Source organism: Streptomyces sp. NPDC051555, from assembly GCF_044454405.1.
Classification (GTDB): domain Bacteria; phylum Actinomycetota; class Actinomycetes; order Streptomycetales; family Streptomycetaceae; genus Streptomyces.
The window spans coordinates 115503-139685 of record NZ_JBITDP010000013.1; the positions used below are offsets into that span (position 1 = coordinate 115503).

The 24183-nt window shown below is 72.8% G+C and carries 22 protein-coding genes and 2 tRNA genes; 18 read left to right on the forward strand and 6 right to left on the reverse strand.

Features of this window, described 5'->3' with window-relative positions:
* Nucleotides 1-11 precede the first annotated feature (11 nt).
* From ACIBEA_RS25320 to ACIBEA_RS25345, 6 genes are all read left to right on the forward strand, one after another.
* On the forward strand, nt 12-956 hold the full coding sequence (locus tag ACIBEA_RS25320) for a bifunctional MaoC family dehydratase N-terminal/OB-fold nucleic acid binding domain-containing protein (protein WP_399264818.1): 945 nt from the start codon (nt 12-14) through the stop codon (nt 954-956).
* Nucleotides 956-2011 carry an acyl-CoA dehydrogenase family protein gene (locus ACIBEA_RS25325; RefSeq protein ID WP_399264595.1) on the forward strand — a complete coding sequence of 352 codons (1056 nt, stop codon included), beginning with the start codon at nt 956-958 and terminating at the stop codon, nt 2009-2011. Before ACIBEA_RS25320 ends, ACIBEA_RS25325 begins: the two co-directional genes overlap by 1 nt.
* Before the next feature lie 18 nt (nt 2012-2029).
* On the forward strand, nt 2030-2422 hold the full coding sequence (locus ACIBEA_RS25330) for a MaoC family dehydratase (protein WP_399264820.1): 393 nt from the start codon (nt 2030-2032) through the stop codon (nt 2420-2422).
* Nucleotides 2419-3585, forward strand: coding sequence for a lipid-transfer protein (locus ACIBEA_RS25335; protein WP_399264597.1), 1167 nt, complete (start codon nt 2419-2421; stop codon nt 3583-3585). The genes ACIBEA_RS25330 and ACIBEA_RS25335 overlap by 4 nt, the downstream gene beginning before the upstream one ends.
* A gap of 171 nt (nt 3586-3756) precedes the next feature.
* Nucleotides 3757-4338: a SigE family RNA polymerase sigma factor gene (locus ACIBEA_RS25340; RefSeq protein ID WP_399264599.1), complete on the forward strand. Its 582-nt coding sequence runs from the start codon at nt 3757-3759 to the stop codon at nt 4336-4338.
* Nucleotides 4339-4456: 118 nt separating this feature from the next.
* Entirely contained in the window at nt 4457-6106 is a 1650-nt protein-coding gene (locus tag ACIBEA_RS25345) for a long-chain fatty acid--CoA ligase (RefSeq protein WP_399264601.1), read from the forward strand.
* Nucleotides 6107-6157: 51 nt separating this feature from the next.
* On the opposite strand, the gene ACIBEA_RS25350 is transcribed toward ACIBEA_RS25345, so the two are convergent.
* The 3 genes from ACIBEA_RS25350 to ACIBEA_RS25360 all read right to left on the reverse strand — a co-directional run bounded on the left by ACIBEA_RS25350 (nt 6158) and on the right by ACIBEA_RS25360 (nt 10593).
* Complete coding sequence (locus ACIBEA_RS25350; protein WP_399264603.1) at nt 6158-6733, reverse strand: antibiotic biosynthesis monooxygenase; 576 nt, start codon at nt 6731-6733, stop codon at nt 6158-6160.
* A 13-nt stretch (nt 6734-6746) separates the two neighbouring features.
* Complete coding sequence (locus ACIBEA_RS25355; RefSeq protein ID WP_399264606.1) at nt 6747-10034, reverse strand: PAS domain-containing protein; 3288 nt, start codon at nt 10032-10034, stop codon at nt 6747-6749.
* Nucleotides 10035-10164: 130 nt separating this feature from the next.
* Nucleotides 10165-10593 (reverse strand): SSI family serine proteinase inhibitor, encoded by a 429-nt coding sequence (locus tag ACIBEA_RS25360; protein ID WP_399264608.1) that lies wholly within the window; start codon nt 10591-10593, stop codon nt 10165-10167.
* A 189-nt stretch (nt 10594-10782) separates the two neighbouring features.
* Between ACIBEA_RS25360 and ACIBEA_RS25365 the strand changes: the two genes are divergently transcribed.
* The 11 genes from ACIBEA_RS25365 to ACIBEA_RS25415 all read left to right on the forward strand — a co-directional run bounded on the left by ACIBEA_RS25365 (nt 10783) and on the right by ACIBEA_RS25415 (nt 20749).
* Nucleotides 10783-10873: transfer RNA gene (locus ACIBEA_RS25365), tRNA-Ser, on the forward strand.
* 240 nt (nt 10874-11113) lie between these two features.
* Nucleotides 11114-11186, forward strand: a tRNA-Arg gene (locus tag ACIBEA_RS25370).
* An 87-nt stretch (nt 11187-11273) separates the two neighbouring features.
* Complete coding sequence (locus ACIBEA_RS25375; RefSeq protein WP_330331580.1) at nt 11274-11639, forward strand: PH domain-containing protein; 366 nt, start codon at nt 11274-11276, stop codon at nt 11637-11639.
* Between the two features lie 118 nt (nt 11640-11757).
* A complete protein-coding gene (locus ACIBEA_RS25380) occupies nt 11758-12192 on the forward strand; it encodes an Lrp/AsnC family transcriptional regulator (protein WP_399264610.1) in 435 nt (144 codons plus the stop codon).
* A gap of 17 nt (nt 12193-12209) precedes the next feature.
* On the forward strand, nt 12210-13088 hold the full coding sequence (locus ACIBEA_RS25385; protein ID WP_399264612.1) for a DUF2797 domain-containing protein: 879 nt from the start codon (nt 12210-12212) through the stop codon (nt 13086-13088).
* A 46-nt stretch (nt 13089-13134) separates the two neighbouring features.
* Nucleotides 13135-14043, forward strand: a complete 909-nt coding sequence (locus ACIBEA_RS25390) for an amidohydrolase family protein (protein WP_399264615.1) — start codon at nt 13135-13137, stop codon at nt 14041-14043.
* Between the two features lie 114 nt (nt 14044-14157).
* Nucleotides 14158-14925: a response regulator transcription factor gene (locus tag ACIBEA_RS25395; protein WP_399264617.1), complete on the forward strand. Its 768-nt coding sequence runs from the start codon at nt 14158-14160 to the stop codon at nt 14923-14925.
* Complete coding sequence (locus ACIBEA_RS25400) at nt 14925-16577, forward strand: sensor histidine kinase (protein ID WP_399264619.1); 1653 nt, start codon at nt 14925-14927, stop codon at nt 16575-16577. The genes ACIBEA_RS25395 and ACIBEA_RS25400 overlap by 1 nt, the downstream gene beginning before the upstream one ends.
* Before the next feature lie 25 nt (nt 16578-16602).
* Entirely contained in the window at nt 16603-17871 is a 1269-nt protein-coding gene (locus ACIBEA_RS25405) for a glycosyltransferase (protein ID WP_399264621.1), read from the forward strand.
* Nucleotides 17872-17887: 16 nt separating this feature from the next.
* Nucleotides 17888-20044 (forward strand): ArnT family glycosyltransferase, encoded by a 2157-nt coding sequence (locus ACIBEA_RS25410; protein ID WP_399264623.1) that lies wholly within the window; start codon nt 17888-17890, stop codon nt 20042-20044.
* A gap of 93 nt (nt 20045-20137) precedes the next feature.
* The gene (locus ACIBEA_RS25415) at nt 20138-20749 is read left to right on the forward strand and encodes a TetR/AcrR family transcriptional regulator (RefSeq protein ID WP_399264625.1); all 612 of its coding nucleotides are present in this window, start codon (nt 20138-20140) and stop codon (nt 20747-20749) included.
* 60 nt (nt 20750-20809) lie between these two features.
* Here ACIBEA_RS25415 and ACIBEA_RS25420 read toward each other — a convergent pair whose 3' ends face one another.
* Together ACIBEA_RS25420 and ACIBEA_RS25425 are read right to left on the reverse strand one after the other, a co-directional pair.
* Complete coding sequence (locus ACIBEA_RS25420; RefSeq protein ID WP_399264627.1) at nt 20810-22492, reverse strand: MDR family MFS transporter; 1683 nt, start codon at nt 22490-22492, stop codon at nt 20810-20812.
* A 15-nt stretch (nt 22493-22507) separates the two neighbouring features.
* Complete coding sequence (locus ACIBEA_RS25425; protein ID WP_399264629.1) at nt 22508-22954, reverse strand: MarR family winged helix-turn-helix transcriptional regulator; 447 nt, start codon at nt 22952-22954, stop codon at nt 22508-22510.
* Between the two features lie 120 nt (nt 22955-23074).
* Between ACIBEA_RS25425 and ACIBEA_RS25430 the strand changes: the two genes are divergently transcribed.
* The gene (locus tag ACIBEA_RS25430; RefSeq protein ID WP_399264631.1) at nt 23075-23293 is read left to right on the forward strand and encodes a hypothetical protein; all 219 of its coding nucleotides are present in this window, start codon (nt 23075-23077) and stop codon (nt 23291-23293) included.
* 93 nt (nt 23294-23386) lie between these two features.
* Here ACIBEA_RS25430 and ACIBEA_RS25435 read toward each other — a convergent pair whose 3' ends face one another.
* Complete coding sequence (locus ACIBEA_RS25435; protein ID WP_399264633.1) at nt 23387-24172, reverse strand: hypothetical protein; 786 nt, start codon at nt 24170-24172, stop codon at nt 23387-23389.
* Between the last annotated feature and the right edge of the window lie 11 nt (nt 24173-24183).

Here is a 24183-nt window from a genome sequence, read left to right on the forward strand (position 1 = left end):
GAAGCGGGCCGGTGGACACGCTGTACCCGCTGCTCAAGGCCTTCGAAGGGCGGGCCGCCGCCACCGCGGGCCGGGGCAAGGACGCGGTCAACGAGCCGATGATCCGGCACTGGTGCGAGGCGATGGGCGACACCAACCCGGCCTACACCGGTCCCGAGGCGATAGCCCCGCCCACCATGCTCCAGGCCTGGACGATGGGCGGGCTCTCCGGCCACACCGACCGTTCCTCCGCCTACGACGAGCTGTTCGCCCTCCTCGACGGCGCCGGATACACCTCCGTGGTCGCCACCGACTGCGAGCAGGAGTACCTGCGACCCCTGCGCCCCGGCAACGAGGTCACCTTCGACGCCGTGATCGAATCCGTCTCCCCGCGCAAGACCACCAAGCTGGGCACCGGGCACTTCGTGACGACCCGGATGGACGTCCGCGCCGACGGCGAACCCGCCGGCACCCACCGCTTCCGCATCCTGAAGTACGCCCCCGCCCCCCGACCCGAAGACCCGGCCCGAGCCCAGGCCCAAACCCAGGCCCAAACCCAGGCCCGAGCCAAGGCCAAGGCCCTGCGCCCCCGCCCCGTCGTCAACCGCGACAACCGGGGATTCTGGGACGGGGTCCAGGAACACCGGCTGCTCATCCAGCGCTGCGCCTCCTGCGCGACCCTCCGCTTCCCCTGGCTGCCGGGCTGCAACGACTGCGCGGGCCTGGACTGGGACACCGTCGAGGCGTCCGGCGCCGGGACGGTCTTCAGCTACGTCGTCATGCACCACCCGCCCTTCCCCGCCTTCGACCCCCCCTACGCGGTGGCGGTCGTCGAACTCGCCGAAGGCGTCCGGATGGTCAGCAACATCACCGGCGTCCCCTACGACAAGGTGCGCATCGGCATGCCCGTCCAGCTGGAGTTCCTGCGCGTCGACGAGGAACTGGAACTGCCCGTCTTCCGGGGAAGTGAGGGCTGATGGACTTCCGGCCCACCGAGGAGCAGGCCGCCGCCGTCGGTCTCGCCGCGCAGATCTTCCGGGACCTGGCGACCCACGAGCGCCTCGCGGCCGCGGGCACCGGGACCGACGCCGAGCTGTGGAAGGCCCTGGCGGGGTCCGGGCTGATCGCCGCGGTCGAGGACGTCGGACTGCTCGGCCTGGTGCTGCTGCTGGAGGAGCAGGGCCGCACCACCGCCCAGGTCCCCTTCGCCGCCACCTGCACGTACGGGCTGCTCGCCGTTGCCGCCCACGGCAGCGCCGAGCAGCGCGCCCGGTTGCTGCCCGCACTCGCCGCCGGCGAGGCGGTGGCCACCGGCGCCTTCCCGGCGCGCGGCCGTTTCACCGCGGACGCGCACGGCCGGCTGACCGGTACGGCCCAGGCCGTGCCGTGGCTGCGCGATGCCACGCACGTACTGGTCCCCAGCGCCGACCGGCAGCTGTGGCTCGTACGGACGGACGCGTCCGGCGCCGAGACGGCCCCGCAGGAGACCACCGCCCCGTGGTCGGCCGGTCGGCTGGTTCTCGACGGCGCCGAAGCCGAACGACTCGGCGGCGGCGGTGCCAGCGACGCGGGCGGGGACGGCGACGCGTACGCAGCGGTGCTCGCGAGCGCGCGCACCGCCTTCGCCGGCCTCCAGGCGGGCGTCTGCGCGGGCTCCTTGGCCCGGGCCGTCGCCCACACCGGCGAACGCGAGCAGTTCGGCCGCCCGCTCTCCACCAACCAGGCAGTCATGCTGCGCGCCGCGGACGCGTACATGGACACCGAGGCCATCCGGGTGACGGCGTACGAGGCGGCGTGGCGCATCGACCAGGGGCTCCCCGCGCACGAGCACGCGGTGACCGCCGCCTGGTGGGCCTCGGAAGCGGGCAAGCGGGTCGTGCACGCGGGCCAGCACCTGCACGGCGGGATGGGCGCCGACCTGGACCACCCCGTCCACCGGCACTTCCTCTGGGGGCGTCAGCTGGACGCGTACCTCGGCTGTGGCAGCGAACTACTGGCGGAACTGGGCGCCGTACTGGCGCGGGAGGTCTGAGGGATGAGAGCCGACGCGATGAGGGTGGGCGACAGCCTGCCGCCGCTGGAGATACCGGTCACGCGCACGCTGATCGTCGCGGGCGCGATCGCCTCCCGCGACTACCAGGACGTGCACCACGACGCGTCGCTGGCGCGGGAGAAGGGCTCTCCGGACGTCTTCATGAACATCCTGACGACCAACGGGTTGGTCGGCCGGTACGTCACCGACCACCTCGGGCCGGGCGCCGTACTGCGCCGGGTGGCGATCCGCCTCGGCGCGCCGAACCATCCGGGCGACACGATGACCCTCACCGGCACGGTCACCGCCGTCGCCGAGGACACCGTCGAGATCAAGGTGGTCGGCGCCAACGGCATCGGCCACCACGTCACCGGCACGGTCACCGCGACCCTGACGGAGGGCGCGGTATGAGCGTCCACGCCCGGGACTCCCTCGGGGGCCGCGCCGCCATCGCCGGGATCGGCGCGACCGAGTTCTCCAAGGACTCGGGCCGCAGCGAACTGCGCCTCGCCGTCGAGGCCGTGCACGCCGCGCTCGACGACGCGGGGCTCACCCCCGCCGACGTGGACGGCATGGTCACCTTCACGATGGACACCAGTCCCGAGATCACCGTCGCCCAGGCCGCGGGCATCGGGGAACTGTCCTTCTTCTCCCGCATCCACTACGGCGGCGGGGCGGCCTGCGCCACCGTGCAACAGGCCGCGCTGGCCGTGGCGACCGGAGTCGCCGAGGTCGTCGTCTGCTACCGCGCCTTCAACGAGCGCAGCGGCCGCCGCTTCGGGTCCGGGGTGCAGCAGCGCGAGCCGTCCGCGGAGGGCGCGGCGCTCGGTTGGTCCCTGCCCTTCGGCCTGCTCACCCCGGCCTCCTGGGTGGCGATGGCCGCGCAGCGCTACCTGCACGCGTACGGGCTGACCCCCGAGGCCTTCGGGCACGTGGCCGTCACCGGCCGCCGGCACGCCGCCACCAACCCGGCCGCCTGGTTCCACGGCAAGCCGATCACCCTCGCCGATCACGCCGCCTCGCGCTGGATCGTCGAGCCCTTGCGGCTGCTGGACTGCTGTCAGGAGACGGACGGCGGTCAGGCGATCGTCGTCACGAGCGTGGAGCGGGCCCGCGAGCTGCGCCGGGCACCCGTCGTCGTCACGGCGGCGGCGCAGGGGGCGGGACGCCGCCAGGAGGCGATGACGAGTTTCTACCGGGACGACCTCACCGGCCTGCCGGAGATGGACGTGGTGGCCCGGCAGCTGTGGCGGACCAGCGGGCTGCGCCCCTCCGACATCGACGTCGCCATCCTCTACGACCACTTCACGCCCTTCGTGCTGATGCAGTTGGAGGAGTTCGGCTTCTGCAAGCCGGGGGAGGCCGCCGATTACGTCGCCGCCGACGCGCTCCCCCTCAACACCCACGGCGGCCAGCTCGGCGAGGCGTACCTGCACGGCATGAACGGCATCGCCGAGGCGGTGCGCCAACTGCGCGGGAGTTCGGTCAACCAGGTCGCGGGCGCGGCCCACGCCCTGGTCACGGCCGGAACCGGGGTGCCGACCTCCGGCCTGGTCCTGGGCGTGGACGTCTAGGTCGGCTCCAGGGCCCGGGGCCGGGTACGCCGCGGAGCCCCAGGCGCGCGGTCCCCCACCTCCTCCACCTACAGGAGGTGGGGGAAACCCCCGGCCTACAACCTGAGAGGGACGCGGTTTCGGCACCTGCGGCCGATCCCCCGAGCTGCCGCCGCTCCTAGCGTGGGGGGTATGACCACGCCAGTGTGCACGTACGCATCGAACCAGTCGTCGCACCCGTCGTCGCACCGGTCCTCCCCGTCCTACCCGTCCTACCCGTCGTACCCGTCGTTCTCGTCGTACGTACGGACCCGGGGGACGTCCCTGATGCGTACGGCGCGCTCGCTGACCGCCAACCCGTGCGATGCCGAGGACCTGCTGCAGACGGCCCTCGCCAAGACCTACGTCGCATGGGACCGGATCGAGGACCACCGGGCCCTCGACGGCTACGTCCGCCGGACCCTGGTCAACACCCGCACCTCCCAGTGGCGCAAGCGCAAGGTCGACGAGTTCTCCTGCGACGAGCTGCCGGAGACGGACGTGGCACCGGCCGCCGATCCCGCCGAGGCGCAGGCACTGCGCGACGCGATGTGGCGCGCGGTGACCCGGCTGCCCGACCGGCAGCGGGCCATGGTGGTGCTGCGCTACTACGAGGACCTGAGCGAGGCCCAGACCGCCGAGCTGCTCGGGGTCTCGGTCGGCACGGTCAAGAGCGCCGTCTCCCGGGCCCTGGTCAAGCTGCGCGAGGATCCGGAGCTCACTCCCGTCCGCTGATGTTTCACGTGAAACAGTGACTCGCCCTCTCCGGGTAGTGACATGCCGACCGGTACGTGAGCAGAATCGGCAGCATCCGTAGCCGCCGCAGCGCTGCAGCGCCCACCGGGAGGACGCTTTGCTGAGCACCATGCAGGACGTACCACTGCTCGTCAGCCGCATACTTCGACACGGCATGACGATCCACGGAAAGTCCCAGGTCACGACCTGGACCGGGGAGGCCGAGCCGCACCGGCGCAGCTTCGCGGAGATCGGTGTCCGTGCCACCCGTCTGGCCAACGCCCTGCGGGACGAGCTGGGTGTCCAGCAGGACGACCGCGTGGCCACGCTCATGTGGAACAACGCCGAGCACGTGGAGGCGTACTTCGCGATCCCCTCCATGGGGGCGATCCTGCACACGCTGAACCTGCGGTTGCCTCCCGAGCAGCTGGTCTTCATCGTGAACCACGCCGTCGACCGGGTCGTGCTCGTCAACGGCACCCTGCTGCCGCTGCTGGCTCCGCTGCTGCCGCACCTGCCCACCATCGACCACGTCGTGGTGTCGGGCATCGGTGACCGCTCGGTGCTCGACGGCCTGGACGTCCAGGTGCACGAGTACGAGGACCTGCTGGCCGGCCGCCCGGACGCCTACGCCTGGCCGGAGCTGGACGAACGCCAGGCCGCCGCCATGTGTTACACCTCCGGCACCACCGGGGACCCCAAGGGCGTCATCTACTCCCACCGCTCCATCTACCTGCACTCCATGCAGGTCAACATGACCGAGTCGATGGGTCTGACCGACCGCGACACCAGCCTCGTCGTGGTCCCGCAGTTCCACGTCAACGCCTGGGGCCTGCCGCACGCCACCTTCATGACCGGCATCAACATGCTGATGCCGGACCGCTTCCTGCAGGCCGCTCCGCTCGCCGAGATGATCGAGCGCGAGCGCCCCACACACGCGGCGGCCGTCCCCACCATCTGGCAGGGGCTGCTCGCCGAGGTCACCGCGAATCCGCGCGACCTGACCTCCATGAAGCACGTGACCATCGGCGGCTCGGCCTGCCCGCCCTCCCTCATGGAGGCGTACGACAAGCTCGGCGTCCGCGTCTGCCACGCCTGGGGCATGACCGAGACTTCACCGCTGGGCACCATGGCTCACCCGCCGGCCGGTCTGAGCGCCGAGGAGGAGTGGCCGTACCGCCTCACCCAGGGCCGCTTCCCGGCGGGCGTGGAACCGCGGCTGGTCGGCCCGGGCGGCGACGTGCTCCCCTGGGACGGCGAGTCCGCGGGCGAGCTGGAGGTGCGCGGCAACTGGATCGCGGGCGCCTACTTCGGTGGCGCGACGGGTGAACCGCTGCGCCCCGACGACAAGTTCAGCGCCGACGGCTGGCTCAAGACGGGTGACGTCGGCGTGATCAGCCCCGACGGCTTCCTGACGCTGACGGACCGGGCCAAGGACGTCATCAAGTCCGGCGGGGAATGGATCTCCAGCGTCGCATTGGAGAACGCCATCATGGCCCACCCCGAGGTCGCCGAGGCGGCCGTGGTGGCCGTCCCGGACCAGAAGTGGGGCGAGCGACCGCTGGCCACGGTGGTCCTCAAGGAGGGCGCGACGGTGGACTACGCCGGCCTGCGGGCCTTCCTCGCCCAGTCCATCGCCAAGTGGCAGCTGCCGGAGCGCTGGTCGATCATCGAGTCCGTACCGAAGACGAGCGTCGGCAAGTTCGACAAGAAGGTGATCCGCAAGCAGTACGCGGAAGGCGCCCTGGACGTCACCACGCTCGACTAGCCGGCCCCGCGGCTGAGGACGGGGGGCCCGGAAGGTTCCGGGCCCCCGGGGTCAGCCGCGCGTGAGCCACGGCCGCAGCAGCTTGCTGACGGCGGGCATGGCGACGTACGTCATCAGGGTGCTGAAGACGACGGCGAAGGCGGCCGTCCGCAGCACGAAGTGCACGTTCGCGAGGTAGGGCCCGAGCAGCGCGTTGCCGAGCAGCGAGATCGGGAAGATGGCCAGGCCCGAACTGACCGCCATCTTCCAGCGCGGCGGCGCCGGCCGGGTGGTACCGGGCTTGGCGAACCACGTCTCCATGCCGTGCAGTTCGCGCCGGGCTATCTCGGTGTGCTGATGGCCGTGGCAGTTGGCGAACCACTCGGCCCGCTCGGCCGAGTCCTGCCACCGCTGGAAGGCCGCCTGATGGCGGAAGCGGTGGACGAGGAACCACGGCCCGCCCTCGGTCGCCGGGCGGAACAAGCCGTACCCGAGGTGGTCCGGGAAGGTCGCCGCGGTCTCCAGGATCCCGCGCGCCCAGACCTCGAACGCCTCCTCGTGGCCCGGCTCCACCTGCCGGGCGATGAGGAGGCTCACCTCTCCGTTGTCGGCGGGGACGGTGTGCTCGGTCGTGTCGATGATGGCCATCGGACCAGGGTGGCTAATTGGTCCCGATCTTGGCGAGCAGGTCCACGATGCGGCCCTGCACCTCCGCCGTGGTGGACCGTTCGGCGAGGAACAGCACGCTCTCGCCGGAGCCCAGCCGCGGCAGATCGGACGGGTCGATCCCGGCAGTCGTGTAGACGACCAGCGGGGTCCGGTTCAGCTGCCCGTTGGCGCGCAGCCAGTCCACGATCCCGGCCCGCCGCCGACGGACCTGCATCAGGTCCATGACCACGAGGTTCGGCCGCATCCGGCTGGCCAGGTCCACCGCGTCGGTGTCGGCGCCCGCCCGTGCCACCTGCATCCCGCGCCGCTCCAGGGCGGTGGTGAGCGCGGTGGCGATCTCGTCGTGCTGCTCGATCAGCAGCACGCGGGAGGGGTGCTGCTCGCTGTCGCGCGGAGCGAGCGCCTTGAGGAGCACGGCGGGATCCGCGCCGTACGCCGCTTCGCGCGTCGCGTGCCCCAGCCCGGCCGTCACCAGGACGGGCACCTCGGCTGCCACGGCGGCCTGGCGCAGCGACTGCAGGGCCGTCCGGGTGATGGGTCCGGTCAGCGGGTCCACGAACAGCGCGGCGGGGAACGCGGCGATCTGCGCGTCCACTTCCTCGCGCGAGTGCACGATCACCGGACGGTAGCCGCGCTCGCTCAGTGCCTGCTCGGTCTGTACGTCCGGGGCGGGCCAGACCAACAGCCGCCGCGGGTTGTCCAGCGGCTCGGGCGGCAGCTCGTCGTCCATCGGGCGCGGTGCGGGCCGGTTGACCACCTCGACGGCGCCACCGGGCCCGTCGAGCGGCTCGGGCCCCTCCGCGGCGCCGGCTTCGGGTGCTCCTATGGCGAAGGCCCGACCCTGGGGCGCGGGTTCGGACAGCCGCCGCCTGCGGCCGGAGCCGGAGTCCACGGCAATGCCCTGGCCCAGGGTGCTGCCCAGGGGACGCACGCTGATCGGCTGGCCGGCCGGAGCAGGGGCCGCGGTGTCCGCGGACTGCCGGGCACCGGGCAGCGCCACCGCGGCGGCCGGCTCCTCGTCCTCGGGAGCGGTCCGCGCGGCCGGGACCGGCCAGGCGGGGGTGGCCGGCAGGGCCCGGCGCCGCCCGGTGGGCGACTCGGGGGAAGCGTCGGGTTCCGCCTCGACCAGCGGCGCGGCCTTGGCCGGTGCCGGGGGCGCGAGGGGAGCCTGCGGAGCGGAGGTCTGCGGTGCGGGGGGCTGCGGTGCGGGAGCCTGCGGGCTGCCGAGCGCCCGCCGGACACCGGCGTTGCTGGTCCCGGTGCCGGGCACGGGAGCCGCGGGCGCCAGGCCCGTGGCCGGTACGGGCTGTTGGGGGCGGTCCGCTCCGTCGTTGCCCTGTGCGGGGCCCAGCGCGCGGCGGCGGCCCGCGGGGGCCTCGCCGGGCGGTCCCTGCACGGGAGCGGGCGGAAGGGCGGGCATGCCCTGCGGGGGCACCGGCCGCCGGGCCGGGCCGTCCTCGGGTCGGTGGCCGTTGTTGCCGCCGTTGCCGCCCTCCGTGTCACCGCTGTCGCCGTCACCGGCACGGCCGCGCCTGCGACCCGTACCGAGACCGGCCGGGTTCACCGGGGACTGGGCCAGACCGCCGCCCGCGGGGGTGTCGGCGGCCTCCACGGCATCGCCCGCGCGGCGTCGCCCGGACGGCAGCGCGAGCGCGCCGCCCGTAGCGGGCTCTCCCGCGGGGGGCCGACCGGAACGGACCTCGTCGTCGAGGAAGGCGTCCACGCCGCGCCGGGCCCGACGGCCACCGGGACCGTCCTTGCCCGCGTCGTCCTTGCCCGGGCCGACCGCCGCGGGCTCGGGCGGCGGGTCCGGCAGGGTCACCGTGCCCGCCCCCGCCCCCAGGGGAAGTTCCAGGACGAATGCGCCGCCGGGCGCGCCGGGCACCTTCACGGTCTGGAGGACTCCGCCGTGCGCGGCCACGATGCCCCGCACGATCGGCTCGTGCACCGCGTTGCCCCCGCTGTACGGGCCGCGCACCTCGATCCGTACGACCTTGCCGCGCTGTGCGGCGGCGACCACGATCGTCGAGTCCGTGTAGCCGCTGCCCTGGGGGGTCTTGCCGGTGGCGTCCACCCCGGCGACGTCCGCGATCAGGTGGGCCAGCGCCGTGGAGATCCGGTCCGCGTCCACCTCGGCCTCGATGGTCGGGGCGTGGACGGCGAACTGCACGCGCCCCGGCCCGATCAGTTCGACCGCGCCGTCGACACCGGCCGTGACGACCTCGTCGATCAGCACCTTCTTCTTCGCGAGCTTCTCGGTGCCCGAGTCCAGCCGCTGGAAGGCCAGCACGTTGTCGACCAGCGTGGTCATCCGGGCGTAGCCCGCCGACAGGTGGTGCAGCAGTTGGTTCGCCTCGGGCCACAACTGCCCGGCGTCGTCCGCGGCCAGGGTGGCCAGTTCGCCCCGCAGCTCCTCCAGCGGGCCCCGCAGGGAGTCACCGAGGACCGCCAGGAGCTGCGCGTGGCGCGCCGCCAGGGCGTCGTAGGGGCGCCGGTCGGTGAAGGTCATCACGGCCCCCACCAGAAGTTCTCCGTCGCGCACCGGTGAGGTCGTCAGGTCGACGGCGACGGGCTTGCCGCTCTTGTTCCACAGCACCTGTCCGCGCACCCGGTGCTTGCGTCCGCTGCGCAGGGTGTCGGCGAGCGGGGACTCGTCGAAGGGGAACGGGGAACCGTCGGCGCGCGAGTGCTGGATCAGGCCGTGCAGTTCGCGGTTGCCCAGGTCGGTCGCGCGGTATCCGAGGATCTGCGCGGCGGCCGGATTCACCAGCACCACGCGTCCGTCGGTGTCCGTGCCGACGACGCCCTCGGCGGCGGCGCGCAGGATCATCTCGGTCTGGCGTTGCGAGCGGGCCAGCTCGTTCTCGGTGTCGAGGGTTCCCGTGAGGTCGCGCACGACGAGCATCAGCAGTTCGTCGCCCGTGTAGCCGGGGCTCGGGTCGCGGTAGGCGTCGCGGCCGTCGAGGTTGGCGCTGGTGACCTCGACCGGGAATTCGTTGCCGTCGGTGCGGCGCGCGACCATGCGCGTCGGCGTGGCGCGCTGTTCCTTGTCCTCGTCGGGACGGCGCATGGAACCCGGGATCAGCTTCGAGTCGAATCCGGGCAGGAGGTCGAGCACTCCGCGCCCCACGAGTCCCGTTCCGGGACTCTCCAGCATCTCGAGCGCGATCGAATTGGCGTTGACGACTGTGCCGTTGGCGTTCACGAGCAACAGTGCGTCAGGAAGAGCATCGAGTATTGCTGCGAGGCGAGCAGCGCCTCGGGATGGCCTGCTGCTCACGACGAGCTTCCTCCCTGACCACGACTACCGGCATGTCACGGGAGGAGTCTAAGGCCACCTCCCCCCGGCGGGACGGCGGATGCGGTGCCCGAGTCGGGCATATCCCGCATCCCGACCGCATCCTCCCTGGTCAGGAACGCGCACTCGGAAGCAGAGGTTCCAAGTCGTTCCACCGGTGGATCTCGCACCCGTTGCTGCGGTCGAACCGGGCGTTCACCTCGTGTCCGTGCCAGGTTCCGGTGACCCGGGCGGTCGCCGGACCGCCGTCCTGCAGGGTGCAGATCTGCCGCTTGGAGACCGGGGCGAAGGGGTCTTTGTGTTCCTTGGCGAATTCGGCGAGCCGCGCGCACGCCTTGGCCGCCTGCGGGTGCGTACCGCTCGGCGGCGGACCGCACTCCAGTCGGTACTCCCCGTCGGCGCGCGGATTGCCGGTGGCGGACACGCTGACGGTGAGCCGGTCGGGTGGTGCCAGCAGGCCCAGGGGCAGGGGTGGGAGCGGTCCGGTGGCGGCGGCGGCCAGGGCGGAGGTGGTGACGGCGAAGGCGGCGAGACGCAGCATGGGGCACTCCAGGTCGTCCGTACGTCGTACACCTGCCCAACGACGCGCCCGCCCCGATGTTCCGTGGGCAATGCGTGCTCTTAAGGCTTTGCCCTGGGGGCTTGCTGCCTAGTACCGTGAGAGCGGATTGGTGAGCGGCCCTGCGCCTGTGTCATCATCTGCACGCACCTTCGTACGCGGAGGTGTGCTGGAGGCGTCGCCTAGTCCGGTCTATGGCGCCGCACTGCTAATGCGGTTTGGGGCTTACCCCCCATCGAGGGTTCAAATCCCTCCGCCTCCGCACCTCGCCGAAGCCCCGGTCCTCTTGGACCGGGGCTTCGGTGCGTTCCGGGCGCGAAAGGCGGCGCAGACCCTCGCGATCCGGCCGTGGAGGCGTGGGGGACGCCCGCCGAGGAATCACCCGTTCCAGGGTGTTTCCGCAGGTCAGAGGCCATGTGGCCAATGGATTTCGCGTCCCGCCGAGGTCCATGTATTGTTGTTCTCGCAAGGCCAACGGGGCGCAAAACCCCGGGAAGCACAAGCACTCGTAGCTTAACGGATAGAGCATCTGACTACGGATCAGAAGGTTGCAGGTTCGAATCCTGCCGAGTGCACAGCCCAAGAGGCCCCCTGGAGAAATCCAGGGGGCCTCTTGCGTTGAACCTGTCGGTGAGCCTGTCAACGGAACGAGGGGGGCCCTCATGGGTCTGTTCGGGAACGCGCACACGGTCGACCCCGTGTCGGCGCAGCGGGACTACGCGCGGCTGCTGGGGCACGGGGAGCAGGTGCACGCCGCGTACTTGTTGATACGCGACACGATCCTCTTCACCGACCGGCGGCTCGTGCTGGTCGACAAGCAGGGGATCACGGGCAAGAAGGTGGAGTACCACTCGGTGCCCTACCGCAGCATCACGCACTTCTCCGTGGAGACGGCCGGGCACTTCGATCTGGACGCCGAGCTGAAGATCTGGATCTCCGGCACCGCGGCGCCCCTGCAGAAGACCTTCACCAAGGGCGTCGACATCTATGAGGTCCAGGCGATCCTGACGCAGTTCGTCGCACGCTAGCGGGGGCGGGCCGAATGAAATTTGGCCTGATGGTGGTATTGCAGGATGGGGTACCGTCTCGATGAGGGTCGCCGGAGTCGCCGGGGCCCGCGGGACACCGGCGGGGCGGTAGGCACACGTGGACGACATCGACCGGGCGTTGATCTTGCGACTGCAGGAGGACGCCGGACAGTCCTACGCCGCCCTCGGCGTCGCCGTCGGGCTGTCCGCCGGGGCCACCCACGAGCGGGTGCGCAAGCTGCGCGAGCGCGGGGTCATCCGGCGGACCACCATCGACGTGGACCCCGCGGCCGTCGGCAGCGGGGTCCTCGCCTACGTCCACGTCGACTCCACCGCCTGGATGGGTGAGTCCGAGGCCGCCTTCGCGGCGATCCCGGAGATCCAGGAGGCCCACATCATCGCGGGCACCGCCTCGGTCCTGGTCAAGGTCCGCACGGCCACGACCGAGCGGCTCCAGGACGTCCTGCGCAGGCTCTACGCCATCGAAGGTGTGAGCGGTACGCAGGCGACCGTGGTCCTGGAGACCTTCTTCGAGCGGCCGCTTCCGCTGTGACCTGGCGGTGCACCGGCATGGGGTGGAGCGGCGGGCAGCCCTCCATCGGCTGGTACGCCGAGAGCCGCGGCCCGGGCCACGGGGCCGGTGAGCGCAGGAGCGTGCTCGCCTACGGGCAGCGCCTGTCCTTCGTCGGCCGGGGCGAGCGGCGCTGCCTCGGGGTCCGCCGGGCCGGGAAGCGGACGCCCTGCCCCACCGCCGCCACCGTCTCCGAGCGCGCGGGCAACGCCCAGTGCCCCGAGTGCGCCCGGCTGGACCGGTCCTTCTCGGTGGCCGCCGACACCAACGTCGCGGATCCGCGCACCTACCGCGTCTACCTCGCCTGGTTCGGGCCCGGCCTGGTCAAGGTCGGCATCACCGCCGAGGAGCGCGGTCCGGACCGGTTGCGCGAGCAGGGAGCGGTGACCTGGAGCTGGCTCGGGCGCGGACCGTTGATGGCGGCCCGGCGTACCGAGGAACTGCTGCGGGCCGCCCTCGGGGTGCCCGACCGGATCGCCTACGCCCGCAAGCGCGTCGTACGGGCGCAGCTGCCGCCCGCCGAGGAGCGGGCCCGGGAGGTGGCCGAGCTGCACGCGCGGGCCGGCGCGCTCGCCGGCTGGCCCGAGTCGCTGGAGCGCACGGGGTGCGAGGTCGCCGACCACGCCGGGCTGTTCCGGCTGGACGCCCTGCCGGTGCCCGCGCGGGTGATCACCGGGATGATCCCCGGCGGAGCCGTCGAAGGACTGCTGGTGGGCGCGGCCGGGCCGGACCTGCACTTCGCCGACGGGCTGGTGGTGGACACCCGGCTGCTGGCCGGCTGGGCGCTCGCCGCCCCGCAGGGTCCGCATCCGCCGGTACCCGCGCCGTGGACGGACCTCGCGCCCCCGCCCGCCGCCGAGCAGGACGGGCTCTTCTGACCCCGGGCATGGACACGCGAGGGGGCCGCCGTCGAAGGTGGGTGCCATGAGCAACCAGTTGAGCGGCGCGGCGGCCGCGCCCGGTACGACCGGGGCGGTCCGCGCCTTCCGGGAGCGGCTCGGGCTCCCCGGGCTGATCGACGTCCACACGCACTTCATGCCCGAGCGCGTGCTGGCCAAGGTGTGGGACTACTTCGACGCAGTCGGTCCGCTGACCGGCACGCGATGGCCCATCACCTACCGGCACGAGGAGCAGCACCGGGTGGCCCTGCTGCGGGAGTTCGGCGTCCGGGCCTTCACGGCGATGCTGTACCCGCACAAGCCCGCCATGGCCGCCTGGCTCAACTCCTGGTCCGCGGAGTTCGCCGCCCGCACCCCCGACTGCCTGCACACCGCGACCTTCTTCCCCGAGGCGGGGGCCGGGGGATACGTGCGCCGGGCGGTGGAGGGCGGCGCCCGCGTCTTCAAGGCACACCTCCAGGTCGGCGCGTACGACCCGAACGACGAGCTGCTCGACCCCGTCTGGGGGCTGCTCGCCGAAGCCGGTGTCCCCACGGTGATCCACTGCGGTTCCATGCCCACCCCGGCCAAGTTCACCGGGCCCGAGCCGGTGGCCCGGCTGCTCGCCCGGCACCCCCGGCTGCCGTTGGTCATCGCGCACATGGGGATGCCGGAGTACACCGAGTTCCTGGACCTCGCCGACCGCCACCCGGAGGTCCGCTTCGACACCACCATGGCCTTCACCGACTTCTCCGAGCGGATGAGCCCCTTCCCGGTCCGGGAGCTCGGGCGGCTCGCGGCGCTCGGCGACCGGATCCTGCTCGGCACCGACTTCCCGAACATCCCCTACCCCTACGAACACCAGCTGGCCGCCCTCGAAGGACTCGGCCTCGGGGACGACTGGCTGCGCGCCGTCTGCCACGACAACGCCGCCTGGCTCTTCGACCTCCCGTAGCGCTTCCGGCCGCCCCGGCGGACCCGGCGCCCCCACGGCCCGCGCCGGGGATTCTCAGGAGAATCACAGAAAGGGCCAAGGGGGCTTTCACCGGCGCAGGCGAGCGTGGGCGCCATGACTGCGACGACCACTTCCCACGCGTCCACGTCCACCAGCAACCCCATGGCCCTCGTCCGGCCCGATGGCGGCCCGTGCCGGGTCCTCGTCGTGGACGACGAGGCATCGCTGTCCGAGCTGCTGTCCATGGCCCTGCGCTACGAGGGCTGTGAGGTCCGCAGCGCGGGTGACGGAGCGGGTGCGGTGCGGACAGCGGCGGAGTTCCATCCCGACGTGGTCGTCCTCGACATCATGCTCCCGGACATGGACGGGCTGGCCGTCCTCGGCCAGCTGCGCCGCCGGCTCCCGCACGTCCCGGTGCTCTTCCTCACCGCGAAGGACTCGGTCGAGGACCGCATCGCCGGTCTGACGGCGGGCGGCGACGACTACGTCACCAAGCCGTTCAGCCTGGAAGAGGTGGTGGCCCGGCTGCGCGGTCTGGTCCGCCGCTCCGGCGCGGCCCAGGCCGCGCGCGGCGAATCCGTACTGGCCGTGGGCGACCTGCGGCTCGACGAGGACAGCCACGAGGTGAGCCGGGGCGGTCGGGAGATCCACCTGACCGCCACCGAGTTCGAGCTGCTGCGCTACCTCATGCGCAACCCGCGCCGGGTGCTCAGCAAGGCGCAGATCCTGGACCGCGTGTGGTCCTACGACTTCGGCGGCCAGGCCAACGTGGTCGAGCTGTACATCTCCTACCTGCGGCGCAAGCTGGAGAGCGGCCCCGGCCTCCCCCCGCTGATCCACACCCGGCGCGGCGCCGGATACCTGATCAAGCCGAGCGAGTAGTGGCGCTGCGGATCCCCGGTCGGCGGCCCTGGTCCCTGCGGACCCGGCTCGTCGTCTCGGCCGTGCTGCTCATCGCGGTGGTGGGCGCGGCCATCGGTACCGTCACCATCCTGGTCCTGCGCTCCTACCTCGTGGGCCAGCTCGACCGTCAGCTCACCACCTCGGTGAACATGGCCTCCCGGGGACCCGGAGCCGAGAAGTCGTCACGGGACACCCTCGCCTTCGTCCTGGGACCCGGCAGCCCCTTCGGCGCCGCCGGAGTGCGCCTCGACTCGGACGGCAAGGTCATCGCGGCGGCCCGCAGCGTGCCCGCCGACGGGCCCGCCCCCGACCACCGTCAGACGCTCACCGATCCCCAGACCAAGGCCCTGCTGGCGGCCGCCGGGGAGGCAAGGGCGGGCGAGGAACGGCCCGTCGACGTACGCCTGCACGGCCTGGGCGACTACCGCGTGCTCACCGCCGCCGACGGCAGCCTCGTGCTGGGCTTCCCCCTCGACGGGGTCGACTCCACCGTGAACACCCTGATCGGCGTGGAGGTCTGTGTCACCCTCGCCGGCCTGATCGCCGCCTCCCTCGCCGGGCAGGCGTTGGTCGCCGTGGCCCTGCGGCCGCTGCGCCGGGTGGCCGCCACCGCGACCCGGGTCTCGGAACTGCGCCTGCACAGCGGCGAGCCCGCCCTCGACGAGCGGGTCCCGGACGCGGAGGCGGATCCCCGGACCGAGGTCGGCCAGGTCGGCGCCGCCCTCAACCGGATGCTCGGCCACGTCTCCGCCGCGCTCACCGCCCGCCAACAGAGCGAGACCCGCGTCCGGCAGTTCGTCGCCGACGCGAGCCACGAACTGCGCACACCGCTGGCCTCCATCCGCGGGTACGCCGAACTCACCCGCCGGGGCCGCGAGGAACCAGGCCCCGACACCCGGCACGCCCTGGGCCGGATCGAGTCCGAGGCGACCCGGATGACCGGGCTGGTCGAAGACCTGCTGCTGCTGGCCCGGCTCGACGCGGGCCGCCCGTTGTCCTACGCCGCCACCGACCTGGCACCCCTGGTCGTGGACGCCGTCAGCGACGCCCGGGCGGCCGGACCCGACCACCACTGGAGACTGGAGCTGCCGTCCGAGGCGGCGCCGGTGGCCGCCGATCCGGCCCGGATCCAGCAGGTCCTGGTGAACCTGCTGGCCAATGCCCGCACCCACACCCCGCCCGGCACCACCGTCACCGCCCGTGTTTCACGTGAAACAACCTCCGTCCGCGTCGAGATCGAGGACAACGGCCCCGGCATCCCGAGCGAGCTGCTCCCCCACGTCTTCGAGCGCTTCGCGCGCGGCGACGCCTCCCGCTCCCGCCACGCGGGCTCCACCGGGCTCGGGCTCGCCATCGTGCAGGCCGTCGTTTCGGCCCACGGCGGGACGGTCGGCGTCCGCAGCACGCCCGGACGGACCCGCTTCGAGGTCCGGCTCCCCCTCCACACCGAGCCCGGACTTCCGGCGGCCATGGACTCACAGGCCGTCCACGCGGAGGCCGGCCACGCGGAGGCCGTCCACGCGGAGGCCGGCCACGCGGAGGCCGGCCACGCGGAGGCCGGCCACGCGGAGGCCGGCCACGCGGAGGCCGGCCACTCACAGACGGGCCACAGGCTCACCACACAGCCGTGACAGCCCGCCCCGCGAGAGTCGGTGCATGCCAACCGACCTCTTCCCCGGGACGGGGACCCTGCCCGCCCGGGCGCCGCTCGCCCCCGTGCCCGGCGCGCCCGTACTCGACGTGGTCATCCCGGTCTTCAACGAGGAGAAGGACCTCGGCCCCTGCGTGCGCCGGCTCCACGAGCACCTGACGCGCACCTTCCCCTACGCCTTCCGCATCACCATCGCCGACAACGCCAGCACCGACAGCACCCCCGAGGTCGCGGACGCCCTGGCCCGGACCGTCGCCGGGGTCCGCAGCACCCGGCTGCTGGAGAAGGGCCGCGGCCGGGCCCTGCGCACGGTCTGGTCCGCCTCCGACGCCCCGGTCCTCGCCTACATGGACGTGGACCTCTCCACCGACCTCAACGCGCTGCTCCCGCTGGTCGCCCCGCTGATCTCCGGGCACTCCGACCTCGCGATCGGGACCCGGCTCGCCCGCTCCTCGCGGGTGGTGCGCGGCGCCAAGCGCGAGTTCGTCTCCCGCGCCTACAACCTGATCCTGCGCTCCTCGCTCTCCGCCCGCTTCAGCGACGCCCAGTGCGGCTTCAAGGCGATCCGGCGCGACGTCGCCGAGCGGCTGCTGCCCCTGGTGGAGGACTCCGGCTGGTTCTTCGACACCGAGCTGCTCGTCCTCGCCGAGCGCGCCGGGCTGCGCATCCACGAGGTGCCCGTCGACTGGGTGGACGACCCCGACTCCACGGTCCACATCGTCCGCACCGCCACCGAGGACCTCAAAGGGGTCTGGCGGGTGGGCCGGGCCCTCGCGGTCGGCGCCCTCCCCCTCGACCGGATCGCCCGCCCCTTCGGCGACGACCCGCGCGACCGCGCGCTGGGCGGCGTCCCCCGGGGCCTGGCCCGCCAGCTCATGGGCTTCTGCGCGGTCGGCCTCCTGAGCACCTTGCTCTACCTGGCGCTCTACTCCGCCTTCCGCGCGGGCGTCGGACCCCAGCTCGCCAACGCCGCGGCCCTGTTGCTCTCCGCCGTCGCCAACACCGCCGCGAACCGCCGACTGACCTTCGGCGTCCGCGGCCGTGACCGGGCCGTGCGCCACCAGGCCCAGGGCCTGGTGGTCTTCGCCATCGGGCTGGCCCTGACCAGCGGCTCCCTGGCCGCCCTCGGCGCGGCCACCACGACTCCCGCGCACGGCACCGAGCTGGCCGTCCTGGTGACCGCCAACCTCGCCGCGACCGTGCTGCGCTTCCTGCTCCTGCGCGCCTGGGTCTTCCCGGACCGCTCCGCCCCTGTGAAGGACACCCTCCGATGACCAAGGACGACCTCCGATGACCACGGCCGTGCCCCTGCTGGACTCACCCTTCCCCGAGCGCGCTCCGGCTGCCGCGATCCCGCTGCGGCCCCGCTGGGAGCGCCCCGCCCTCAGCGCGCTCCTGCTCGTCACCGCCGTCCTCATGCTGTGGGACCTGGGCGCCTCCGGCTACGCCAACTCCTTCTACTCCGCCGCCGTCCAGGCGGGCAGCGAGAGCTGGAAGGCCTTCTTCTTCGGTTCCTCCGACGCGGGGAACTCCATCACCGTCGACAAGCCCCCGGCCGCCCTGTGGCCGATGGCCCTGTCCGTCCGGCTCTTCGGCCTCGGCAGCTGGCAGATCCTGGTCCCGCAGGCCCTCATGGGAGTCGGCACCACCGCCGTCCTCTACGCCGCCGTACGCCGCCGGTTCGGCCCGGTGGCCGGGCTGCTGAGCGGCTCGGTCTTCGCGCTCACCCCGGTGGCCGCGCTGATGTTCCGCTTCAACAACCCCGACGCGCTGCTGGCCCTGCTGATGACCGTCACCGTCTACTGCGTCCTGCGCGCCCTGGACGGTGCCCACACCAAGTGGCTGGTCTGGGCCGGGGTCGCGGTCGGCTTCGCCTTCCTCACCAAGACCCTCCAGGCGTTCGTCGTCCTGCCGCCGCTCGCCCTGCTCTACGCCGTCTGCGCGCCCACCCGGCTGCGCCGCAGGCTCGGCCAACTCGGCCTCGCCGCAGTCGCCATGGTGGTCGCCGGAGGCTGGTGGGTGGCCGTCGTCGAGCTGTGGCCCGCGTCCTCCCGCCCGTACATCGGCGGTTCGCAGAACAACTCCTTCCTGGAACTCACCCTCGGCTACAACGGACTCGGCCGGATCAACGGCGACGAGACCGGCAGCGTGGGCGGCGGCGCGCGGGCCGGTGGCGGCGCGGGCGGCGGCGGGGGCGGTGGCTGGGGCGAGACCGGCATCGATCGGCTCTTCTCGGCCAACATCGGCAGCCAGATCTCCTGGCTGCTGCCCGCGGCCCTGGTGCTGTTCGTCGCCGGACTGGTGATCACCTGGCGCGCCCGGCGGGCCACCGACTCCCTGGAGAGCATGGCCCGGGCGTCCTTCCTGGCCTGGGGCGGCTCCCTGCTGATCACCGCACTCGTCTTCAGCTACATGCAGGGCATCTTCCACGAGTACTACACCGTGGCGCTGGCGCCGTACGTGGCCGCGCTGACCGGCATGGGAGTGGCCGTGCTGTGGGAGGAGCGGGGCGGCCGGGCCGCCGGTATCACCCTGTCCGGTGTCCTCGCCCTGACCGCGGTGTGGTCCTACGTCCTGCTCGGCCGGGCCGAGGGCTATCTGCCCTGGCTGCGCTGGACGGTGCTGGTGGCCGGGCTCCTCGCGGCCGCGGCGCTGCTGCTGGGCGCCCGCCTCGGACGCCGGGCCGTGCTGGTCGCGGCCGCGGTGGGCGTCGCCGCCGTACTGGCCGGGCCCCTGGCCTACACCGTGGACACGGTGGGTACGGCGCACACGGGCTCGATCGTCACGGCCGGTCCCGCGGTCGCGGGCGGCCGGGGGCCGGGCGGCATGGGTCCGCGGTTCGCCGGGACGGAAGGCGGTCCCGGTCAGGGTGGCTTCCCGCAGGGCGCACCGCCGCGGGGGGCGGGCCGGGGTACCGGGCCGGGTGCGGGAATGCCGGGCGGTGGGCCCGCGGGCCAGGGCGCCCCGGGCGGCACCGGCGGTACGGGCGCCCGGGCCGAGGGCGGCTTCGGCGGGAGCCGCGCGGGTGGCGGCGGGGGCATGGGCGGGCTGCTGGGCGGTACGAGGACGAGCGCGGCGGCCACGGCGGCCCTGCGCGCGGACGCGGACCGATACACCTGGGCGGCCGCGGCCGTCGGTGCGCAGAACGCCGCGAGCTACCAGCTGGCCTCGGGGGCACCGGTCATGCCGATCGGCGGCTTCAACGGCAGCGACCCGTCACCGACCCTGGCGCAGTTCCAGGCGTACGTGAAGGCCGGCAAGATCCACTACTTCATCGGCCAGGGTACGGAGGAGGGCGCCGAAGCAGGGGCCGGCGGCCGGGCCGTCACCCGCGGCGGCGGGGGCCCCGGAGGCGGTGCGAGCAGCTCCATCGAGACCTGGGTGAAGGCCAACTACCGGCCCACCACGGTGGGGGGAGCCACCTTCTACGACCTCACCCCGTCCTGAAGCGACCACAACACGAGGGGCACCCTCTAGCATCAGCAAGAGGGCGGACCGGGCATTCCGGGTCGATCCACCCGTCTTGAGGAGGGTGCCTCCATGGCCACCACGGCGGACCCCGTGACCATCCGGACCAGCGTGTGGCTGGCCGCGCGGCCCGCGTCCGGGGCCAGACGGCGCAGCGAGGACACCTCCGGACTGGACCGGGACCGGATCACCGGCGCCGCGGTCGGGCTGCTCGACACCGACGGCCTCGCCCGCTTCTCCATGCGCCGCCTCGCGGGCCGTCTCGGAGTGACCGCGATGTCCCTGTACTGGTACGTCGACACCAAGCACGACCTGCTGGAACTCGCCCTGGACAGCGCCTTGGGGGAGCTCACCCTGCCCGCGGACTCACCCGCGGCCGGATGGCCCGGCCGACTGCGGTCGCTGGCCTGCGGATACCGCGGGCTGCTCGCCGAACGGCCGTGGGTGGCGACGCTGGCCGCCGAGTACCCCAACATCGGCCCGCACGCCCGGGCCTTCGACGCGGCGCTGCTGCGGCTGCTCGACGCCACCGGGCTGACGAACGGCGGCCGGACCGGAGCCCACCTCGCCGTGTCGCAGTTCCTGCACGGCTGTGGGGGTCCGGTCCGGCGGGCGCCCGAGGGCGACTTCCACTTCGCCCTCGATGTCCTCATCGCGGGCATCGAGGCGAAGACGGGGCCTTGATCGATCACCTCGTCGATCGCCTCAATCGATCGCCTCAATCGATCACCTGAGGCGATCGACTCAACCGTTCGACTCGGAACGGGCCGGTACCTGGGCCGGCACCTGGGCCTCCGCGACCGCGGGAACGGCGGCCGTGCCGGCGGCGGGGGAGGCGGCGGCCGGAGCCTCGGCCATCGGCTTCGAGCGCAGCGCGACCTCCTTGATGAAGACCACCAGCACCAGCGCGAGCAGCGCGGTCGGGGCGGCGTAGAGGAAGACGTCGCCGACGCCGTGGCCGTAGGCGGACTCGATGACCGTGCGGAAGGGCGCGGGCAGCGTCTTCAGGTCGGGGATGGCCCCGCCGCCGGTGCCGCCGTGGCCCATCGCCGCGGCCTTCGGGCCGAGCTCGGCCAGGCCGTCCTTGACGTAGTGCGTCACCCGGTTCGCCATCACCGCGCCGAGCGCGGAGACGCCCACGGCGCCGCCGAGCGAACGGAAGAAGGTGACGACCGAGCTGGCCGCGCCCAGGTCCTGAGGGGCCACCTGATTCTGGGTGGCGAGGACCAGGTTCTGCATCATCATGCCGAGACCGAGGCCGGTCAGCGCCATGTAGATCGCGATGTGCCAGTACGGGGTGTCGTAGCGCAGGGTGCCGAGCAGGCCCAGTCCGGCGCTCAGCAGGACGCCGCCGGAGACCAGGAACGCCTTCCACTTGCCGGTCTTGGTGATGACCTGACCGGAAACCGTGGAGGAGATGAACAGGCCGCCGATCATCGGAATCGTGAGGATTCCGGACATCGTCGGGCTCTCACCGCGGGCCAACTGGAAGAACTGACTGAAAAACACGGTGCCCGAGAACATCGCGACGCCGACGAACAGCGAGGCGGCCGAGGCCAGGGTGATGGTCTTGTTGCGGAAGAGGCGCAGCGGGATGATCGGGTCGCTCGCCTTGGACTCGACGAGGAGGAAGAGCAGGCCGAGGACCACGGCCCCGCCGGTCATCGTCCAGGTCTGCCAGGAGACCCAGTCGTACGAGGTGCCGGCCTGGGTGACCCAGATCAGCAGCGTGGAGACGGCGGCGCTGATGAGGAAGGCGCCGAGCCAGTCGACCTTGACGTCGCGGCGGACGACCGGGAGCCGCAGGGTCTTCTGGAGCACGATCAGCGCGATGATCGCGAAGGGCACGCCGACGTAGAAGCACCAGCGCCAGCCGAGCCACTCGGTGTCGGTGATGACCCCGCCGAGCAGCGGTCCGCCGACGGTGGCGACGGCGAAGACCGCGCCGAGGTAGCCGCTGTAGCGGCCGCGCTCGCGCGGGGAGATCATCGCGGCCATCACGATCTGGGCGAGGGCGGACAGGCCGCCGACGCCGATGCCCTGGACCACCCGGCACGCGATCAGCATGCCGGTGTTCTGGGACAGCCCCGCGACGACCGAGCCGAGGACGTAGATCACCAGGGATATCTGGACCAGCAGCTTCTTGCTGAAGAGGTCGGACAGCTTGCCCCACAGGGGGGTCGTGGCGGTCATCGACAGCAGGGCGGCGGTGACCACCCAGGTGTACGAGGACTGGGTGCCGCCGAGATCGCTGATGATCTGCGGCAGCGCGTTGGAGACGATCGTGGAGGAGAGGATCGCCACGAACATGCCGAGCATCAGCCCGGACAGCGCCTTCATGATCTGCGGGTGCGTCATGGGTGCGCCGTCGGGCATGGGCTCCGACTGGCCGCCTCCCCGCACACCGGTGGGTGTGGTCGTAGCCATGTGAATCCTTATGTTCTAGAAGCTCGATCGGAGTCGGGCCAGCAGGGTGGTCAAGGTGGTGACGTCCTCGGCGGACCAGTCGCCCAGCGTCCGCTCCAGGGCGGCCGTGTAGCGGACGCCGAGTTCGCGCAGCAGGCTCCGGCCCGCCGGGGTGAGGCGCAGGATCCGGCAACGGCCGTCGCCGGGGTCGGCCTCGCGGGCGATCCAGCCGCGCTCGGCCACGTGGGCCACGTGGCGGCTGGTGACCGAGATGTCGATGGCGAGCCGCTCGGCGAGGTGGCTCAGCCGCATCTCGCCGTGCCGGTCGAGGACGGTGAGCACGGCGGCGGAACCGGGCGGGCAGTCGGGCGGGAGGGTACGGGCGAGGTCGCGCTTGATCGCGCCGATCCCCGTGAGCTGGCGGGCCAGCTCTTCGTACAGCTCGTACTGCGTGCCGGTCCGTGTCTCGTCTCGCGTGAGCACCGCGCTCCCCTCCCCATCTTGTTGCTTTGAGCAACCATAGAAGCAGATGGTTGCTACAGGCAAATGAATCTGGGGTGGAGGGCGGTAAAGGAATCGGAAAACCCGCTAGGGTCCTGAGCCATGGCTGCACACACCAACTCCCAGGGCCCCGAGGGCAACTACGACCCCGCGGGCAGCACCCAGATGTTCCGTGCCTTCGTGGACGAGGCGGAGGCCGCCCGTCCGGCGGCCGCGGCCGCCTCGCACCGGCAGCAGGCTTCCAGGACGGGGGTGTGGCTGGCCGTCGTGGTCGCACTCGCGGTCGTCATCGGCGTCGTCGCCTGGCTCGCGCTGAGCTAGCCCCGACGAGTGCTGGGCTAGCCCCGACGAGCGCCGGGCCGGCCCCGACGAGCGCTGGGCTCGCGCCGGGCCGGAAGGCTCGCGCTGGGCGGCTCAGCTCCAGGTGGCGGTGACCCGCTGGGTCTCGATGTGCATGCCCAGGGGCACCCGCCAGGAATCCACGCACACCGTGTACGTCTGCGTCCTCGCCGCCCCGCCCGCGATCGGCGCGGGCAGGGGCTGGGTCGAGGTGATGGTGGCCCAGTCGATGCCGAGCGCGCCGATGATGTGGGTGGAGAAGGTCACCGTGCCCGAACGGGCCGCCGTGGTGCCCGTGTTGGTGAAGGTGATGCCGACGCGCTCGCACCAGCGGTCCGCGGCCGCCGACCGGGCGGGGGCGCCGAGCTGGAGCCGGGCCGGGGTCGCCGCCGGGGGCTTGGACGGCGGGGGCGTGGTCGAGCCGCCGGACGTGCCGGAGCCGCCGGACGTGCCTGTGCCACCCGAGCCGCCGGACGTGCCCGTGCCGCCGTTGCCCGCGGTGGGTGGGGGTGCGGTGGTGCCCGGGGCGTCGCCGGGTCCGCCCGCCGCGGTGGATCCGGGGGCGCTCGCGGAGCCCGTGGGGGCGCCCGGGACGGCTCCACCCGCGCCGGAGCCGGCGGTCGGTGGGTGTCCCGGTGCATCGGGCGACGTACCGCTGGACGGGGCGGAAGCGCCCGCGGGGCCGGTGAGGGATTGGTACTCCACCGCGCCCTTGGGGGCCACGGTCTCCCCCGCGCCCCGCTCGGGGCCGGGAGCGACGGCGCCCACGGCGACGTAACCGTCGCGCGGCGGACCGCCGCATCCCGTCAGGGTCGCGGCGGTCACGCACACGGCAAGCAGGGTGAGCGATCCCTTTCGCATCGCGCCAGTTT